The 18026-nt window shown below is 68.8% G+C and carries 14 protein-coding genes and 1 tRNA gene; 7 read left to right on the top strand and 8 right to left on the bottom strand.

Annotated features, from left to right (window positions below; all coding sequences use genetic code 11):
- On the top strand, window positions 1-1074 hold a 1074-nt coding region (locus tag AC1RIF_RS21210; protein ID WP_492603351.1), incomplete at its 5' end, for a thioesterase domain-containing protein.
- 115 nt (window positions 1075-1189) lie between these two features.
- Here AC1RIF_RS21210 and AC1RIF_RS21215 read toward each other — a convergent pair.
- From AC1RIF_RS21215 to AC1RIF_RS21230, 4 genes are all read right to left on the bottom strand, one after another.
- Window positions 1190-2098 (bottom strand): TIGR03564 family F420-dependent LLM class oxidoreductase, encoded by a 909-nt coding sequence (locus tag AC1RIF_RS21215; RefSeq protein WP_492603508.1) that lies wholly within the window; start codon window positions 2096-2098, stop codon window positions 1190-1192.
- Window positions 2099-2817: 719 nt separating this feature from the next.
- Window positions 2818-3294: an Rv2732c family membrane protein gene (locus AC1RIF_RS21220; protein WP_492603352.1), complete on the bottom strand. Its 477-nt coding sequence runs from the start codon at window positions 3292-3294 to the stop codon at window positions 2818-2820.
- Window positions 3291-4778 carry a PepSY-associated TM helix domain-containing protein gene (locus AC1RIF_RS21225; RefSeq protein ID WP_492603353.1) on the bottom strand — a complete coding sequence of 496 codons (1488 nt, stop codon included), beginning with the start codon at window positions 4776-4778 and terminating at the stop codon, window positions 3291-3293. Before AC1RIF_RS21225 ends, AC1RIF_RS21220 begins: the two co-directional genes overlap by 4 nt.
- Before the next feature lie 154 nt (window positions 4779-4932).
- Window positions 4933-5469 carry a hypothetical protein gene (locus AC1RIF_RS21230; protein ID WP_492603354.1) on the bottom strand — a complete coding sequence of 179 codons (537 nt, stop codon included), beginning with the start codon at window positions 5467-5469 and terminating at the stop codon, window positions 4933-4935.
- 140 nt (window positions 5470-5609) lie between these two features.
- On the opposite strand from AC1RIF_RS21230, the gene AC1RIF_RS21235 reads away from it, so the two are divergent.
- Window positions 5610-7253: an acyl-CoA synthetase gene (locus AC1RIF_RS21235; protein ID WP_492603355.1), complete on the top strand. Its 1644-nt coding sequence runs from the start codon at window positions 5610-5612 to the stop codon at window positions 7251-7253.
- Between the two features lie 98 nt (window positions 7254-7351).
- Here the strand turns inward: AC1RIF_RS21235 and AC1RIF_RS21240 are convergent.
- Window positions 7352-7428: transfer RNA gene (locus AC1RIF_RS21240), tRNA-Met, on the bottom strand.
- A gap of 454 nt (window positions 7429-7882) precedes the next feature.
- On the opposite strand from AC1RIF_RS21240, the gene AC1RIF_RS21245 reads away from it, so the two are divergent.
- On the top strand, window positions 7883-8464 hold the full coding sequence (locus AC1RIF_RS21245) for a transglycosylase family protein (RefSeq protein ID WP_492603356.1): 582 nt from the start codon (window positions 7883-7885) through the stop codon (window positions 8462-8464).
- An 83-nt stretch (window positions 8465-8547) separates the two neighbouring features.
- Here AC1RIF_RS21245 and AC1RIF_RS21250 read toward each other — a convergent pair whose 3' ends face one another.
- A complete protein-coding gene (locus AC1RIF_RS21250; protein ID WP_492603509.1) occupies window positions 8548-11487 on the bottom strand; it encodes a UPF0182 family protein in 2940 nt (979 codons plus the stop codon).
- Between the two features lie 230 nt (window positions 11488-11717).
- Here AC1RIF_RS21250 and AC1RIF_RS21255 point away from each other — a divergent pair, with 230 nt between their 5' ends.
- Complete coding sequence (locus AC1RIF_RS21255; RefSeq protein WP_492603510.1) at window positions 11718-12302, top strand: PPA1309 family protein; 585 nt, start codon at window positions 11718-11720, stop codon at window positions 12300-12302.
- Between the two features lie 48 nt (window positions 12303-12350).
- Here AC1RIF_RS21255 and AC1RIF_RS21260 read toward each other — a convergent pair whose 3' ends face one another.
- A complete protein-coding gene (locus AC1RIF_RS21260; protein ID WP_492603511.1) occupies window positions 12351-13394 on the bottom strand; it encodes a YlbL family protein in 1044 nt (347 codons plus the stop codon).
- Window positions 13395-13506: 112 nt separating this feature from the next.
- On the opposite strand from AC1RIF_RS21260, the gene AC1RIF_RS21265 reads away from it, so the two are divergent.
- Window positions 13507-14946 (top strand): zinc-dependent metalloprotease, encoded by a 1440-nt coding sequence (locus tag AC1RIF_RS21265; protein ID WP_492603357.1) that lies wholly within the window; start codon window positions 13507-13509, stop codon window positions 14944-14946.
- Here the strand turns inward: AC1RIF_RS21265 and AC1RIF_RS21270 are convergent.
- Window positions 14943-15545 (bottom strand): M48 metallopeptidase family protein, encoded by a 603-nt coding sequence (locus tag AC1RIF_RS21270; protein ID WP_492603358.1) that lies wholly within the window; start codon window positions 15543-15545, stop codon window positions 14943-14945. The two genes, AC1RIF_RS21265 and AC1RIF_RS21270, sit on opposite strands and share 4 nt — an antisense overlap.
- 158 nt (window positions 15546-15703) lie before the next feature.
- Here AC1RIF_RS21270 and AC1RIF_RS21275 point away from each other — a divergent pair, with 158 nt between their 5' ends.
- Both AC1RIF_RS21275 and AC1RIF_RS21280 read left to right on the top strand, forming a co-directional pair.
- Window positions 15704-16597: a hypothetical protein gene (locus tag AC1RIF_RS21275; RefSeq protein ID WP_492603359.1), complete on the top strand. Its 894-nt coding sequence runs from the start codon at window positions 15704-15706 to the stop codon at window positions 16595-16597.
- 7 nt (window positions 16598-16604) lie between these two features.
- Entirely contained in the window at window positions 16605-17966 is a 1362-nt protein-coding gene (locus AC1RIF_RS21280) for an ABC1 kinase family protein (RefSeq protein WP_492603360.1), read from the top strand.
- Window positions 17967-18026 lie beyond the last annotated feature (60 nt).

Here is an 18026-nt window from a genome sequence, read left to right on the forward strand (position 1 = left end):
GAGATCGATGTGCCGCCGCGTGATGCGGCCGAGCGTCTGACGTTCGCGTCGTGGGCCGTGGTGACGGGTAAGTCGGCAAAGAGCATCTTCGCGACGTTGCCGATCCTCGACGACGCGGCTGCCGCGAAGTTGGCGGCGCGTCTGTCGGAGCGGTCCGGCGGCGAGATCACCGTCGACGACGTGCTCGATGCGGAGACGATCGAGCAGTTGGCCGAGACGGTGCGTCAGCATCTCGAGGACGGTCTGAAGATCGACGGTCTGGTGCGGACGCTGCGTCCCCGCGCCGAGGGTTCGGATGCGGTGCCGGTGTTCGTGTTCCATCCGGCGGGCGGGTCGACGGTGGCGTACGAGCCGCTGCTCAAGCGTCTGCCCGCGCACACCCCGATGTTCGGCCTGGAGCGGGTCGAGGGTCCGATCGACGAGCGTGCCGCGGCCTACGTGCCGTTGCTGCGGGAGATCCAGGGCGACGGTCCGTACGTGCTGGCCGGCTGGTCGCTCGGCGGCGTGCTCGCCTACGCGGTCGCCCGTCAGTTGCGCGAGCAGGGCGCCGACGTCCGCATCGTCGGGCTGATCGACACCGTCATGCCCGGCGAGAAGATCGAGGACACCCCCGACGAGATCCGGGCCCGCTGGCAGCGCTACGCGAAGTTCGCGAAGAAGACCTACAACCTCGACGCGCCGCTCCCGTTCGACAAGCTCGCGGAGGCGGGCAGCGACGAGGAGCAGATCGAGATCCTCATGGACCTGCTCAAGCTGAGCGGCGCGAAGATCCCCGGCGGCATCATCGAGCACCAGCGCACGTCGTGGCTCGACAACCGCGCCATTCCCAGTACCGACCTCGAAACCTACGACGGTGACGTCGTGCTCTACATGGCCGACACCTATCTGGACGACCAGATCGCACTCGAGCCCGCCTTCCGGATCCGGCGACCCGACGGCGGCTGGGGCGAGGCCGTGCAGAAACTCGAGATCGTCCACGTCGACTGCGACCACATCCAGATCGTCGATGAACCGTACATCGCGAAGGTCGGTGCGGACCTGAGCGAGAAACTCGCGGCCATCGAGAACAACTAGCCATCCACCCTGCGCTGTCCGGCAGCACTTCGGGCGAGTCGGAGTAGACACGCCCGATTGATGTTTCGATCCCCCGCCGCCCGAGCGGCGGGGTCCATGCACCCCTACGGAAAAGTCAGCGCCGGACATACTCCTGCAGACACGACACCGACGCGGCCTGTTCCCCGTCGTCCCCGAAGACCCACGCCAGGAACTCGCTCGCACCGGCCTCGCGTAGACCGTCGAGCCTGTCGAGAACCTCACCGCGCGAACCGATCAGCGCGACATCGGCGGGATCAGCGGCACCTTCCTTGTCGAGCATCGCCCGGTACGACGGGGTGCTGGTGTACGCCGAGAACTCCTCACTGCACCGCTGCCGCGCCGCGTGGACGTCGGCCGTCACGCAGATCGGCAGCCCCACAACGATCCGCGGCGCAGGGCGTCCCGCGGCAGCCGCGGCCACGCTGATGGTCGGCACGATGTGCTCGGCGACGGTGCGGACCCCGGTCATCAGCGTCACCGTCCCGTCGGCGTGTTCGCCGGCCAGCCGCAGCATCGCCGGACCCAGCGCGGCAAGCAGCACCGAGGGCGGCGGAGTGTCGAATGTGTCCAGCGGGCGCGGCAACTCGGCCCGCAATCGCACGCCGTCGACGTGCGTCTGCTCGCCGTTGAGGGTGGGTATCAGCGCCGCCAGATAGTCGCGCGCCCACTGCACCGGCCGCTCGAAGCTCAGGCCCCACACGTCCTCGACGATGAACCGGTGCGAGACCCCGATGCCGAGTTGGAGGCGCCCACCGACTGCCGCCTGAGTGGTGAGCGCCGACGCGGCCAGCAACACCGGATGCGTCGGATGTGTCGGCAGTACCGCGGTTCCCAAACGGATCGACGACGTTCGCTTCCCCGCCAGCGCGAGTACCGTGAGCGCGTCCCATCCGAAGATCTGCGGCACCCAGGCCGCGGCGAACCCGTCGGCTTCCACCTGCGCCACCTGGTCGACCACCTCGTCGAGGCCGGCCGACGGCCACACCATCCGACCGATCTCCATCACCGACTGCCCCTTCCGACGCCCGACTCAGGCAGTGTCCCAGCTCTGAGCCGCGCGCCCTCGCAGATCGGGCCACAAAGCAGGAGAGGGTGCCCGCCGCACACGCGACGGGCGACTCCTGAACGACGAGAACACAGCCAACCGGCGCGGTGGTGGCGGTCGACGGGTCGGCCGATCAGCCGAGTCGACCAGTCACGCCCGATCGAGATTTCAGAGGCCCCGCCGCTGAGAGCGGCGGGGCCTCGTTCCGTTCCGGGTCACCACGCCCCGAAACGGCGACATGCCTCCCACGCATTGGTCGCGGAAGCATGTCGTACAGGGCGGACGCGGAGGCGTTCACGCTTGCAGATTCAGCCGAAATCGGCTGCCCCTCACGCAGACTCGCGCACCGCAAGGTGCGTCGCCAACGACAACGTGTCGCCTGAGCACCCCCCGAGAATTGACATTTCGATCACGGCCGTCAACACAAAAATACCGCACAACCTCTTAATGCAGACCGCCGTAACATACCCCGGCAAACCCGACGTGTCTCCCTTTTCGGTCGACATTCTCGAACCCGATCGAATTGCACTCCGGACCATTTCCCGATGTCATACAACAGTCGATTACTGCACCGCAGTGCGGCCTTGGACAGAAGTGCCCTTGCCGAACTTCGCCGACACACATACGGGAGGGCGCCCACCGCACACGCGACGGGCGCCCTCCCGGACTGTGCGACTTCAGCGCTGCAGCAGATTGCTTCGCCCTGCCACGACGGGAATCCACAGCGCCGCAAGGAGCGTCATCGCCGCCCACTCGACGAGCAGGCCGTAGCCGAGGCTGCCGGCGTGGGCGCTGCGAACGCTGTGCTGGGACCAGTACATCAGCACCCCCAGCGCGGTCCCGACCGTCACACCGGCCATCGCGATCCACGCGAAGACCCAGCGGCGGGTCCACGCCGCGAGCGCGGACGCTCCGATCCCGAACACCACCACGAACCACGTGAACAGTCGCGCCAGAGCCGCGACCTCGTCGTGCCCGCCCGCGAGCACGTGCCACGCCCGCAACTCGTCGACCTGCGGTGCGGCAAGCGCGATCAGCAGGATCAGCACGGCGGCTGCGATGAACGGTCCGCGCCCTCGCGGGTCGAACTCGCGGGCCACCCGCGCCTCGATCATGGACAACTCACGCCGCAGCAGCGACAGATCCTCGCTCATCCGGTCACACCGGCCGATGCTCGTCTGCGTTGAAACACGCCGACGACGATATCGACGGCCACGAATCCGATCAGGCTCAGCCCCAGCAGCGGCACGAACCACCCGACGAGTACGGCGCCCGCCACCAGCGCGACCGCGGCAGCCGGATGCAGGTCCCGCAGAGCCCCACGGGTCGGGGGACGACCCCACCGCCGTGCACCGCGCGTCGGGCGGCGCCGCCACCACATCGTGTAGCCGAGGACGATCATGACCAGCAGCGCGATCGCCAGCGCCAACAGCGCAACCTGATTCAGCAGTCCGAACAGGATTCCCATGTGCAGGGCGATGCCCCAAGTGGTGAGCTTCGCCGCGAGCGGCCAGTCGGCGAACCGGGAGGTATCCGTGATCTGGCCGATGGCACCGTCGACCGCCACCGAGTCGGTGGAGAACTGCCACGGCTGCCGCGTCTGTGCGACAGTGAAAGCGGTGTCCGGTGTGGGCGGGACGGACACCTCCAACGCGCCGGTGACGCCCGCGTCCGCGGCGACCGCAAGCACATCGTCGATGCGTCCGACGCCTGTGTCCGGCACGTTCGCCCCACCGGCCGCGGGGGCGTCGTGCCCGCCGTGGCCGTCATGCCCACCAGAAGGCGCCGGCGCGACGCCGCCGAGCGTCCTCGACACCGACGGCGTGGTCCAGCCGAGCGAGGTGCGCAGGTCGGTGACGTGCTCGCCCGCATACTTCGACCAGGTCAGCCCCGTCACGGACAGGAACACCAGGCCCACCGCGATCCACAGCCCGATCGCTCCGTGCCAGCCCAGTGCGCGAGTGCGTCCGCGCGCACCGCGTTTCACCGTCCACAAGCGGGGTGCCGCCGCGCCGGATCGCGCCCGCACTGCCCGGTACCGGCGCACCCACAGGTAGGCGCCGCCGAGCGCGATCACCCACAGCCACGACGCCGCCAGTTCGCTGTAGATCCGGCCGGGCTCCCCCAAATGCAGGTGCCGGTGCAGTTGTGAGATCCACGTCCGCATCGGCAGCGCGCTGCTGCTGCCGTAGACGACGAGTTCACCGACCGGCCGCGCGGTCACCGGGTCGACGAACACCGAGAGGCGTTCCGACTCACCGAGCGTCGGATCGGTGAACAACACCCGGGTGGTGTCCCCCGATTCGGCGGCCGGCCGGACCGCCGACACCGTCAGGTCGGGGCGTTGCGCCTGCGCGGCCGCGATCTGGTCGCTCACCGGCACGGCGGGTCCGGTCGACTCGACGTGCAGATAATCGCGGTAGACGAACTGTTCGAGGGTGGGCGCGATCGCATACAGGCCACCGCTGACGGCGGCAATGATCAGGAACGGCGCGACGAGGATGCCGGCGTAGAAGTGCAGCCGCAGGACGAGCCTGCGCAGGGCGCCCGGCGGCGACGAGTCTCTCGACTCCGGGCGGGTTCTCGGCTCGTGCGGAACGTGCGCAGGGGTGGTCCCCACGCCTTCGGAAGCGTGCATGGCACAGGCTCTTTCCTGAAGTCTCGGATCGACGCGCGAGACGGAACGCGCGCCGCGAAGGACACGCCGACACCCACCGGCACACAGTCGGTGCGCGGGCGTCGGCGGTGAAGACAGCGGCAGACGCCGGGCACGCGGGTGCGTGACCGGGCGTCTACCGGGAAGGAGCCGGAGGTCCCCGGGTGCCGCCGGCGGACCGGGCGATCGCACCGATCGTGGGGTCGAGACGACGGACGACGGTGGGCGTCCACCGCCGGACGTCCGGGACGGGCGGCACCGACAGCACTGCGACGACGACCCGCACCAGTGACGCCATCACGCCCAGGAGGGCGCGCTCGGCGGACCGGATCAGCGTCGCACCGACCACCGTGGCCGCCGCGTGCGCGGCGAGCATCTGCGGCGTCAGGTGCAACCCGTGACCGTGGTCGGACGCCAGAGTGAGTGTGAGGTGCCCGATGCCCTGCCCGGCCGCGAGCACGGCGCCGAGGAACAGCAACGGATGGCCCACAGTCCGTGCCGACGCGGTGACCACTCCTATGAGGGCACTGGCGGCGACGAGCAGGACCACCGCCTGCTCGCTCGGGACGGCGACCCCACCGCCGAGTCCGTGCGCGGCGATGCTCGACGCGCCGGACGCCGCGCCGACGAACATGCCGCGCATGCGCGCGACAGCACCGGCCCGGGAACTCACCCCGCGAGAGTAGCGCCTACTACAGCGGCTAGTACATAAGGCGGGTGCAGCAGACCGGACCAATCGCCCCACCGTGATGCGCATCACAGTTAGGCTGTGCCTGCCCGCAGGTAGACCGACGACGCTCATCGGGGGTAACCATGCAGGACACACTGACGAAGATCACCGACACGCTCAGCGCGGTGCGAGTGATGGCACGCTCCGGACTGATCCCGTTCCCACGCGTCGACGAGGGCATCGGGGTGCTGCTGGCCGTCGGCAAGTACGGACCGTTCGCCGGGTCCGTGCACGCCCACGCCGCCCAAGGACACGACCGCGTCGCGCTCATCGACGAACGCGGTCGACTCACGTACCGCGAACTCGAGGCGCAGTCCAACGCGCTGGTGCGGGCGTGGCAGGCCGAGGGCATCGGCGTCGGATCCTGCGTCGGCGCCATGTGCCGCAACCACCGCGGCCTCGTCCTCACGATGCTCGCCGCCGCGAAGAGCGGTGTGCGCCTGGTCCTGATGAACACCGGCTTCGCCCGCCCGCAACTGGCGGACGTCGCGACACGAGAGGGCGTGCGCCACTTCGTCTTCGACAGCGAGTTCGCCGACATCGCCGACGCACTCCCCTCCGACGTCACCCCGTTCCTGTCGTGGGTGGACGAGCCGCTGTCCACTCCCCCGGCGGAGACACCTCCGCGCACCCTCGACGACCTCATTGCCAGGCAGTCCACCGACTCGGTCCCCGCCCCGAAGGATCACGGCGTCTTCATCCTGCTCACCAGCGGAACGACCGGCACCCCCAAGGGCGCGCCGCGCGGGCGTACGTCGCCATTCGTCACCGCACAGTTCCTCGATCGAATCCCATTGCGCCCCAAGCAGACCATGCTGATGGCCGCACCTGCGTTCCACGGCACCGGCATCTCACAGCTTGGCCTGGGCCTGGCACTCGAGAACACCGTGGTGATGCAGCGACGCTTCGACCCCGAGACCACAGTCCGACTGCTCGCCGAACATCACGCCGACACCATGGTGCTGGTACCGACCATGCTGCAGCGCATCATCGACCTCGGCCCCGAGGTCCTGTCCAAGTACGACACCTCCTCACTGAAGGTCATCTTCGCGGCCGGGTCGGCCATCGCCCCGGACCTGTCCGTCCGCACCCAGCAGGCATTCGGGAAGGTGCTCTACAACTTCTACGGCTCCACCGAGGTCGCCGCCGTCACCATCGCCACCCCCGACGACCTCGAACGCGCCCCAGGCACCGCCGGACGGGCGCCGGCTACCTGCCATATCGCGCTGATCGACGACGACGGCAACAGGATCACCGAACCCGATGTCGTCGGACGCATCTTCGCCAAGAGCGGACTGAGCTTCGAGGGCTACACCGACGGCCGAGACAAGCAACGCATCGACGGCATGCTCTCCACCGGCGACGTCGGGCACTTCGACCGCGACGGCCTGCTGTTCGTCGACGGCCGCGACGACGACATGATCATCTCCGGCGGCGAGAACGTGTACCCACTCGAGGTGGAGAACCTCATCACCGAACGCCCCGATGTGCTCGAGGCCGCGGTGATCGGTGTCGAGGACGACGAGTTCGGCCACCGCCTACGGGCATTCGTCGTGCCGGCCCCGTCGTCGGCACGCGACGCGAGCGAGATCCGCACGCACGTGAAATCGAACCTGGCCCGCTACAAGGTGCCGCGCGACGTCGTCTTCATCGAGGAGTTGCCCCGCAACGCCACCGGCAAGCTTCTGCGCCGGGTACTGATCGAGATGGAGGTGGAGTCCGAGTAGCCGGGGGCTCGATCGCCGTCTCGGTATCAGCCGTCTCGACATCCGCTGTCACAGAAAGCGAAGAACCCCCACCCTGAATCAGGACGGGGGTTCTTCATTGGTAGCGGGGACAGGATTTGAACCTGCGACCTCTGGGTTATGAGCCCAGCGAGCTACCGAGCTGCTCCACCCCGCGTTGCATGAACGAAGTTACACGAGCCGGGGAACGGAAGGCAAATCGCCTGCAGGAGGACCCATTCGGGGGGGTTCGCAATCCCGGAAGGACCAGTTCATCGTGACGCAGTTCACGAAAAACCGGTAATCCATCTCACATAACGCGCATGTAACGCTCCGGTGGCAGTACGGCAACGGGCCGTCGCCACCTGCGGAAACGTAGGCGTCGGTGTAGAGAAAACGGGTCGACCGGCCCGTTTTGTCGACGTGACTGGCTGCGGATCGCTGACGTACGTTCGTGATCAGCTCGTGATGTTCGAGTGGAGGACCGACCCGCCGCTGCCAGCTCTGCCCCCGCGGGATCGGACACAACCAAACCCTTCGAGGGGCAGGGACGCGAAAGATCGCACGCCCGGGACGACCGACCACGTCGCCCGCAGGCCGCTCGCGTCGGCGCAGGAGAGGATCCACCCCGCATGACCAACGTCAGCTTCAGCAAGCGTGCCCTCGGCTGGGCCGCCGTGACCGGCGCCCTCGTCGCCGTCCCGTTCGGCCTGTCGACCGGCACCGCCTCCGCCGCCACCCACAACTGGGACGGCGTCGCCCAGTGCGAGAGCGGCGGCAACTGGGCCATCAACACCGGCAACGGCTACTACGGTGGCCTGCAGTTCTCGCAGAGCACGTGGACCGCCAACGGCGGCACCGGTTCCCCGCACACCGCGTCGAAGGAAGAGCAGATCCGCGTCGCCGAGAACACCCTCGTCTCGCAGGGCCCCGGCGCCTGGCCCACCTGCGGTCAGTACCTGACTCAGGCCGCGCCCGAGCCCGCTCCGGCCCCGGCTCCCGAGCCCGCACCGATCGCGGAGCCCACCCCGGCCCCCGGCGTCGTCGGCGCCGTTCCCGCGGAGTGGCGCGCCACCGCCGCCGGATACATGGACCAGGCCCTGCAGGTCGCCGGCGACACCGCCGCCCAGCACGGCTACGCCGACCAGTTCCAGCAGCTGCTCGACGACCACGGCACCACCATCGCCGACGTGAAGGCCGCGCTCACCAACTAGGCCCCACAAGCTGAAGGGTCCCTTCATGCGCTCGCAGCGCACGAAGGGACCCTTCAGCTGATTCCCGGGTCGGGACCTACCGATCAGCCACCGGCCGTCTGGTAGTCCTGAACCGCCTTCTGCAGCCGGTCGAGCGCGTCACCGTACGACTTGAAGTCGCCGCCCTGCTGCGCGGACTGCAGATTCTTCAGCGCCGCATCCAGTTCCGCGACCGCAGCATCCTTGCTCGGCGACTGGCCCGGTGCCGGCGGTGCCGGAGTGCCGGTCGTCGGCGTGGGGGTCGTCGGAACGTTCTGCTCCGACCCCGGCCCCGACGGTGCCGGTTCCCCGCTCTGCTCGGTCGCCACGTTGCCGGTGCCCGAACCGAACACCTGATCCAGCGCCTCCGCCAGTGTCGGCGCGTAGCCCACCCGGATGCCCGTCGTGTCGGTGAAACTGACCAGGACGGCAGTGAGCTGCGGGAACGCGTTCGCCGAGTTGCGCTGCGTGTACAGCGGTTCGACATAGAGGATGCCGCCGTCCGCGATCGGGAGCGTCAGCAGGTTGCCGTAGATCACCTTGTTCGACTGCTTGAGCAGCGACAGCGCGCTGGCCACCCGCTGATTCGACGTCATCGCGGTCTGCGCCTGCTGCGGACCCTGAGTCTGCGTTTCCGTCGGCAACTGCAGCACCGTGAACTTGCCGTAGTTCTCCGGGTCCGACTGCACCGAGATGTACGCGGACAGCAGCTCACGCTGGTAGCCCACCATCGGACTGGTCAGCACGAACTGAGGCTTCGCCGTCTCCGGGTTGCCCGACAGCACGTAGTACGGCGGCTGGTTCTTGTCCGTCTCCACCGTCGGATCACTCGGAACCGACCAGAACGCGTTGTTACTGAAGAACTCGCCCGGATCGTCCACGTGGTACTTGGCGAGCATCTCGCGCTGGACCTTGAACAGATCCTCCGGGTAACGGAAGTGCGCCTGCAGGTCCTCGGTGACCGCCGACTTCGGCTGCACCGAGTCCGGGAACACTCCCATCCACGCCTTGAGCACCGGGTCCTGGTCGTCCACCTGGTACAGGGTGACGGTGCCGTCGTACGCGTCGACAGTCGCCTTCACCGAGTTCCGGATGTACGAGACCTCCTTCTTCGGCAGCATCCGGCCCGTCGCCTGATTGGTGCTGTCCTGCACCAGTCCCTCGAGCGACGAACGCTGCGCGTACGGGTAGTTGTCGAGCGTGGTGTAGGCGTCGACGATCCACTGCATCCGCCCGTCCACCACGGCCGGGTACACGGTGCCGTCCGTGGTGAGCCACGGCGCCACCTTGTTGACGCGCTCCGCCGGATCCCGGTTGTAGATGATCTTCGAATCCGAGCCGATGGCACCCGAGAACAGGATGTTGCGCTCGGTGTACTTGGCGGCGAACGCAAGCCGGTTGAACCAGTTGCCGATCCCGACGCCGCCCTCACCGGTGTAGGTGTACTTCTGGTCGTCGGTGTCGTACTCACGCGGCGCACTGCCGGGCTCGCCCCCGACGATCGCGTAGTCCGCATCGGACGACGCGATGACCGGCCCGTAGTAGATGCGCGGGTTCTCGACCTCGAGCGCCGGGTCCGCCGGCTTGGTCTTCAGGTCGCTGATGCTGTAGATCGGGTAGCCACCGGTGTTGTTCTGGCTGTCGCCGCTGACCGTCGTCACCTGGTTGGCGTACGCCGCGACGAACCCGTTGCCGTGCGTGTACACGGTGTGCTTGTTGATCCAGTCGGTCTGGTTGCCCTGCAGGCTCGACGGGGACAGCTCGCGTGCCGCGACGACGAAGTCACGCAGTTCGCCGTTCATCTCGTAGCGGTCGATGTTGAGGGCCTTCGGGAACGCGTAGAAGTTCTTCAACTGCTGCTGCGCGGTGAACGTGGGCGAGAGGATGTTCGGATCCAGCAGGCGGGTGTTCGCGATCGTCGTGACGTCCGCGGGCACGTCCTTCGGCGCCTTCTTCGCGGTGCCCGGATACGGCACGTACTCGACGTTCTCGTCGGTGATGCCGTACGCCTGTCTGGTGGCGGTGATGTTGCGCTCGATGTACGCGCGCTCCTTGTCGGCCGCGTTCGGCTTCACCGAGAACTGCTCGACGACCAGCGGGTACACCGCACCGACCAGGATGGACGAGAACACCAGCAGCACCACAGCCATCGCCGGGATGCGCAGGTCGCGCAGGAAGATCGCCGCGAAGAATGCGATGGCGCAGATGATCGCGATCGCCATCAGGATCAGCTTGGCCGGCAGGACCGCGTTGATGTCGGTGTAACCGGCACCGGTGAACGTGGGCTCCTTGCGGCTGCTCGAGAGCAGCGCGTACCGGTCGAACCAGTACGACACCGCCTTGAGTAGCACGAAGGTGCCGGCGAGGACCGCCAACTGCACGCGCGCCGACCGCGTCAGCGCGCCCTGACGGCCGCTGAGCCGCAGCCCGCCGAAGATGTAGTGCGTCACCAGGCTCGCGAAGAACGCGATGACGACAGCGACGAACAACCAGTTGAGGACGAACTGATAGAACGGCAGGTCGAACGCGTAGAACCCGATGTCCTTGCCGAACTGCGGGTCGGTGATCCCGAACGAGTTGCCGTTGAAGAACAGCTGCACCGTCGACCAGCTCGCCTGCCCGACCAGACCCGCGAACAGGCCGATCACGACGGGAATGCCGATCCCGAACAGCTTCTGGCGGGTCATCACCGCGGTGCGGTACCGCGCCACGGGATCGTTCGCACCCGGCGAGGGCAGGAACATCGGCCGGGACCGGTAGGCCAGCAGCAACGCCAGCCACACGATCGCGCCGACGACGAGTCCGACGATCAGGAACAACGCGATCCGGGTGATCAGTACCGTGCTGAACACGGCCCGGAAGTCGACCTCGCCGAACCACAGCCAATCGGTGTAAATGTCGATGAATCGCGGTCCGACCAGCAACAGTGCTGCGGCGATCAACGCCAGAACCAGCAGCACACGTGTGCGTTTCGACAACGAAGGTAAACCGGCGGGGGGCCGCATGCCCACTTGCCACTCTCCCAACAATCCGGCGACGCCCTCGCGCCGCAGCCAATGGCACCTTATCCAGCGTCACCTGGGAGTGACCGTTTCGTCCCACTCTACGTAACCGACCGGCCGTGTCGCGCCTGCGACCGAGCCGCGCCGCCGTTACCCCATGGTGCAAGGATAAGGACGTGATCGATAGCAATGGCGGGTTCTACGGGGATCAGTTCCCCGGGAACGGCGCGAATGTGAGCCTGTCCAGCGAGTCTTTGAGCCGATGCGTGCAGGAAGTGGTGGAGTTCGTCGACGCCGGCGGCTGGGGTCAGCCGCCCACGATGTTCGCGATCGTACCCACCGCGCTGGTAGCCGCGGCCGAGCCCGCGCTGCTCGATCAGCTCGCCGACGGCGCCGAACTGACGCCCATCGAGCAGGCGGCGCTGCCCGACGACGTCGAGGGCGGCTCCCCCGCGCTCGACGAGTTCCTCGCCACCACCAGCTGGCCGGAGGAAGTGGTCGGCTGCGCGCTGGTGCAGGAGATCATCGTGCTGCCCCCGGACGCCGAGTCCGACCTCGACGACGCGCTCGCGCCGCTGCTCGCGGACCGGCACGCCGCCGACGCGGCCGCCCGCGCGACCGCCGAATCCCATCCGGAGCGCCGCGAGGCCCGACTGATCGCGGCCGTCCTGCGCGACGGCCCGTCGCTGGCGCTGCTGCAGATGCGCCCCGACGAGGACAGCGACCCGTACGCGGGCATCGAGCTGCTCACGTACGACAACCTGGCACCGAACCTGGTCGGTGCGCTGTACGCGACGCTCGACGCCACCGAAGACTGAGCTACCTGCCCGGCCTCACCAGCCCGAGCTGTCGAACCGCCGCGCGGCTCAGCAGCCCGGTGCGGTGCCGCCGGCGTTGATCTCGGCGAGGGCGTCGACGGCACCGCTCAGGGTCTCGACCTTCACCAGCGTCAGCCCGTCCGGCTGGTTCGCGAGTGCCTCGTCGCAGTTCTTGGCGGGGACGAGGAACGTCGTCGCGCCCGCCTCCTGCGCCGCGGTCAGCTTGTGCGGGATGCCGCCGATCGGCCCGACGTCTCCCTCGGGGTCGATCGTGCCGGTGCCTGCCACGAACTTGCCGCCGTTGAGTTCTCCGGGGCTGAGCTTGTCGACGACGGCGAGACTGAACATCAGGCCGGCCGACGGACCGCCGATGTCGGCAAGGTTGAAGTCGATCGTGAACGGCACGTTCGGCACCTCTCGGGCGCCGACGCCGAGGTAGCCGCGGTTGGCGTCCTCGGCGGAGTCGCCGTCGGCGGGCGGCCGGGATCCGAGCGTCACCGGCGCGGTGGTCTCCACTCCGTCGCGCACGTACGTGATGTCGACGGTGGATCCGGCACCGGCGGCGCCGACCGCGTCCTGCAGTCCCTGCACGGTGTCGACCGGCGTACCGCCGACGCGGAGCACCAGATCGCCCTCGCGCAGCACACCGGCGGCGGGCCCGTCCGCACCGACGGTCCCGATCTGCACCGCGACCGGCAGGTTCAGGTAGCGCAGCGCCGCGAGTTCGGCGGCGTTCTCGGACTTGGCGAACTGCGCGGAGTTCTCCTCCTGCACCTCGTCCTTCGACTTCTGCGGGGGATACACCTCCTCGCGCGGCACCAGGCTCTGGCGGCCGCTCGCCCACAGGCCGAGTGCCTCGAAGAGCGTGAGCTTGTCGCGCACCGCGACCGTCGTCATGTTGAGGTTTCCGGTGGTGGGGTCGACCTCGGTGCCCTCGATCTCGACCACCGGCTTGCCGTCCACGTCGGCGAGCGTGTTGAACGTCGGGCCGGGACCGAGCGCGACGAACGGCACCTTCACCGTCGTCCCGAGAACTCCCAGTGCCACGACCGGGGTCAACGCTGCCAGCAGGGTCACGATCCGTCGGTTCACCAGGCCCAGGATAGAGCGCCCGCCGAGACACCCCTCGGAACCCTCGCTGGTGTTCGCCGTCAGCGTGATCTCTGCACGGGCCATGTGCGGTGACGCCTTGTACCGTTGAACTATGAGCGATCTGCCCTTTGGCTTCTCCCACTCGGACGACGACCCGGACCGCAAGAAGGATTCGACGGGCCGCGAACAAGGCGGGGGTCAGGGGGGATCGGCCGGGATGCCGTTCGGTTTCGATCCGAGCGCGTTCGGCGCCGCCGGTGGACCGGGCGGCGGCGGTTTCGATCCGGCCGCGCTCGGCCAGATGCTCAGCCAGTTCGGCCAGATGCTCAGCGGCATGGGCAGCGCGATGGGTACCGGCCAGACGGGGCCGGTCAACTACGACATCGCCAAGAATCTCGCGCGGCAGCAGATGGGCACGATCACCCCGATCACCGAGGGCACGGCGTCGGCCGTCGCCGACGCCTCCCGCCTCGCCGAGCTGTGGCTGGACGGCGCTACGACGCTGCCGGCCGGCGCCACCCGCACGGTCGCGTGGACGCCCAACGACTGGCTCGACGGCACCCTCGACACGTGGAAGCGCCTGTGCGACCCCGTCGCCGAGCAGGTGTCCGGGATGTGGGTCCAGGGTCTGCCCGAGGAAGCCCGGAACATGATCGGCCCCATGGCCGGGATGCTCACGCAGATGGGCGGACTCACGTTCGGCTCCCAGCTCGGCCAGGCGCTGGGCCAGTTGTCGAAGGAGGTCCTCACCTCCACCGACATCGGGCTGCCCCTCGGTCCCGCCGGCACCGGGGCGCTGCTGCCCGCCGCGATCGAGGCGTTCAGCGAGGGTCTCGAGCAGCCGCACCGCGAGGTGCTCGTCTTCATCGCCGCCCGCGAGGCCGCGTACCAGCGCCTCTACGCCCACGTGCCGTGGCTCCGTCAGCGTCTGCTCGCCACGGTCGAGGACTATGCGCGCGGTATCAAGATGGACTTCTCCGCCATCGAGGAGGCCGCACAGGGCCTCGACCCGTCCGCGCTGACCGACCCGTCGCAGATCGAGAAGATCCTGCAGCAGGGCGCGTTCGAACCGCAGACCACACCCGAGCAGAAGCAGGCGCTCGAGCGTCTGGAGACGATGCTCGCGCTCGTCGAGGGCTGGGTGGAGACCGTCGTCACCGAGGCGCTCGGGGAACGGCTCCCCGGCGTCGCCGCCCTCACCGAGACCCTGCGCCGCCGCCGTGCCACCGGCGGACCGGCCGAGCAGACGTTCGCAACCCTGGTCGGTCTGGAGCTGCGGCCCCGCAAGGTACGCGAGGCCGCGCAGCTGTGGCGTCGGCTCACCGCCGACACCGGCATCGACGCGCGCGACGGCGTGTGGGCGCACCCGGACCTGCTGCCCGACTCCTCGGACCTCGACAACCCGACCGCGTTCGTCGACCGGATCCTCGGCGGCGACTCGGGCACATTCCACGATCCGATCGCGCAGCTCGAGCAGACCGAGGCCCGCGAGCGGGAAGAGAAGAACCGTGACAGCGGCAGCGGCAGCACCGACGACGAGGGTGAATCCTAGCCCGTTGGGCTCGCGACGTCGTCGGCGGCCGCACAGTCGTCGACGACGTCCACGAGGCCCGGTTGCCGGGTCACCACGGCATACGCCTCCAGATACCCCATCGCGCGCTCCGTCCGCGGGTAGCGGCGCACCTCGCTCCAGAACCGGTCGTTGTGCCCACCCGCCACGTACAAGTGCACCAATTCGTGGATCAGCACGTAGTCCAGCACGTACGACGGCACGGTACGCAACAGTTCGCTGACCCGGATGGTGCCGTCGGTGGGGGTGCACGATGCCCACCGGGTCTTCATCGAGGGCACCCAGCGGACCGACACGGGCGCTGCGGCACCGCCGAGCCACCGTGCGGACAGCCGGGCGCACCGCTCGGTGAGCTCGACTTCGCTGCGCTCGGCCCGCGCCGCGGCGCGGCGGTCGGCGCGCTCGAGCTTCCCGAGCATTTCCGCGACCAGCTCGGCCTCGGCCTTCTTCGACAGCCCGGTCGGCATCAGCACGACCACCTTGTCGCCCTCGCGGCGCGCGCTCACCGTCCGGCGCCGCCGGGCGCTGCGGCGGATCTCGACCTCCGGCCGATCACCGTCGACGCTTACTGGGCCAGTCACGAGGCACCACGCTAGCGGCCCGCTCCGACACCGTTCTCGGCGCGTTTCGGACCAATCCGCGCCGGAACCCGAAACTGCACGTCAACCACGATGCGGCCCTGTGGACAACACGTCACACTCGGCCGTTCGACGGTCCCCGAGGTGAGATCGTCCCCCGCATGACACGCGTATCGGTCGCGCGCACCAGCCGACCCGCACTCGATCCACGGCTACCCATCGTGATCCGTCCCAGTGGCCGCATCCAGATCGGCTGGGACCCCGACACGGCGCTGATCCTCACCCCGCCCGACTCCGTCGACCCGACGGCGCTGGTCGCCGTGCTCCATCTGCTCGACGGCCGCACCTCCCGCCCCAACATCGTGTGGCGTGCCGTCGAGTACGGGATCACGCCCACCGACATCTCGGTGCTGCTGGGGGAACTCGACGAGGCCGGGTTACTGCTGCGCCCCACGGTCTCCGGTCCGGACGTCCCGGCCGTCCGCGTTCACGGACGCGGCCCGCTGGCGGATGCGATCGCCACCGGCCTGACGTCGGGCCGGGCACGCGTGTCCCGCTCCACCCACTTCACCGCCGACACCGACGTGACGCGGTGGAACTGCACGTGCGTGGTCCTCACCGACGACCTCATCGCCGACCCACGCCTGGTGGAGGCGCTCTTCGACGCCGGGATCCCGCACCTGCAGGTCCGGCTGCGCGACGGCCGGGGCGTCGTGGGGCCGCTGGTGCTGCCGGGCAGCACCAGTTGCCTGCGGTGCGCCGACCTCACCCGCTGCGCCGCCGACGAGGAATGGCCGCACGTGGCGGCGCAGCTGCTGGGCAGAGTCGGTCACGCGAGCCCGGCGACGGTGATGGCGACCGCCGCCGTCGCCCTCGGACAGCTCGAGCTCGCACTGTCCGGCGTATCCCACCCGGCCCCCGCGAGCCTCGACGCGACCCTGGAGATCGACCTGGTCAGCCACCGATTCGCGGTCCGGCCGTGGCCGCGGAACCCACGGTGTGGATGCTCACGTTCGACAATCTTCTTGGACGAATCCGCGAATCTTCGGCCATGATGGTCTGGTGCCCGACATTCCCCGCAGAAGCACCGCCCGCACTGCCAAGCTCGCGAGCATTCCGCTGGGTATCGCCGGTCGGGCCGCGATGGGCTTCGGTAGGAGACTGGCCGGCGGCGACAAGGACGAGATCGACGCGCAGTTGACCGCGAAGGCCGCCGAGCAGCTGTTCACGGTGCTCGGCGAGCTCAAGGGCGGTGCGATGAAGCTCGGGCAGGCGCTCAGCGTGATGGAGGCCGCGATCCCCGAGGAGTTCGCCGAGCCGTACCGCGAGGCCCTCACCAAGCTGCAGGCCGAGGCGCCGCCGTTGCCCGCGAAGCAGGTGCATCGAGTACTCGACCAGCAACTCGGCACCCGGTGGCGCGAACGGTTCGCCGAGTTCGACGACACCCCCACCGCGTCCGCCAGCATCGGCCAGGTCCACCGGGCCGTGTGGTCGGACGGGCGCGAGGTGGCGGTCAAGGTCCAGTACCCGGGCGCCGACGAGGCCCTGCGCGCCGACCTCAAGACGCTGTCGCGGTTCGCCGGGCTGTTCACGTCGGTGATGCCGGGCACCGACATCAAGCCGGTCCTCGACGAGCTCAGCGCCCGCACCGAGGAGGAACTGGACTACCGGATCGAGGCCGACAACCAGCGCGCATTCGCGAAGGTCTTCGACGGCGACCCGAAGTTCGTGGTGCCGCACGTGGTGGCGAGCGCGCCGAAGGTGGTCGTCACCGAGTGGATGTCCGCGACGCCGCTGTCGGCGATCATCAGCGGTGGGACCACCGAGCAGCGAAACACCGCGGGCGCGCTGCTCGCGGAGTTCCATTTCGTCTCCCCCGCCCGTGTCGGGCTGCTGCACTGCGATCCGCACCCCGGCAACTTCATGCTCCACGACGACGGCCGCCTCGGGATCATCGACTTCGGCGCCACCGCGCCGATGCCGGACGGACTGCCGCCGGTGTTGGGCCGAATGGTGCGGCTGTCACTGAACGAGCAGTTCGACGAACTCGCGGAACTGTTGCGCGACAACGGTTTCGTGTTGCCGGGGCGTACCGTGACCGATCAGGAGATCGCCGACTACCTGCGCCCGTTCACCGACCCGATCCGCACCGATTCGTTCCATTTCACCCGCGCCTGGCTGCAGAAGGCCGCCGGCACCGCGACGGACTTCTCGAGTGCACAGTTCCGCACCGCCCGTGCGCTCAACCTGCCGCCCGAGTACGTGATGATCTTCCGGGTGCTCCTCGGTTCGGTGGGCATCTGCGCACAACTGGACGCGTACGCGCCGTACATGGCGATCCTCACCCGATGGCTGCCGGGGTTCACCGACGACCCCGGGACCGCCCCGCTCGACGATCTCACCGAGAGCCTCGACGGCGCGTAGACCCCCGACGGCGAGCAGTGCCCGTGGGCATCCTTGCAAGGATGCCCACGGGCACTGCTC

It is taken from the genome of Prescottella sp. GW823-FHT02E09 (assembly GCF_058797375.1).

Excerpts from the sequence above, each read along its gene's own strand:
- AC1RIF_RS21275 (WP_492603359.1), top strand. The coding sequence starts at position 15,704 with ATGACACGCGTATCGGTCGCGCGCACCAGCCGACCCGCACTCGATCCA.
- AC1RIF_RS21235 (WP_492603355.1), top strand. The coding sequence starts at position 5,610 with ATGCAGGACACACTGACGAAGATCACCGACACGCTCAGCGCGGTGCGA.
- AC1RIF_RS21225 (WP_492603353.1), bottom strand. The coding sequence starts at position 4,778 with ATGCACGCTTCCGAAGGCGTGGGGACCACCCCTGCGCACGTTCCGCAC.
- AC1RIF_RS21245 (WP_492603356.1), top strand. The coding sequence starts at position 7,883 with ATGACCAACGTCAGCTTCAGCAAGCGTGCCCTCGGCTGGGCCGCCGTG.
- AC1RIF_RS21265 (WP_492603357.1), top strand. The coding sequence starts at position 13,507 with ATGAGCGATCTGCCCTTTGGCTTCTCCCACTCGGACGACGACCCGGAC.
- AC1RIF_RS21220 (WP_492603352.1), bottom strand. The coding sequence starts at position 3,294 with ATGAGCGAGGATCTGTCGCTGCTGCGGCGTGAGTTGTCCATGATCGAG.
- AC1RIF_RS21215 (WP_492603508.1), bottom strand. The coding sequence starts at position 2,098 with ATGGAGATCGGTCGGATGGTGTGGCCGTCGGCCGGCCTCGACGAGGTG.
- AC1RIF_RS21250 (WP_492603509.1), bottom strand. The coding sequence starts at position 11,487 with ATGCGGCCCCCCGCCGGTTTACCTTCGTTGTCGAAACGCACACGTGTG.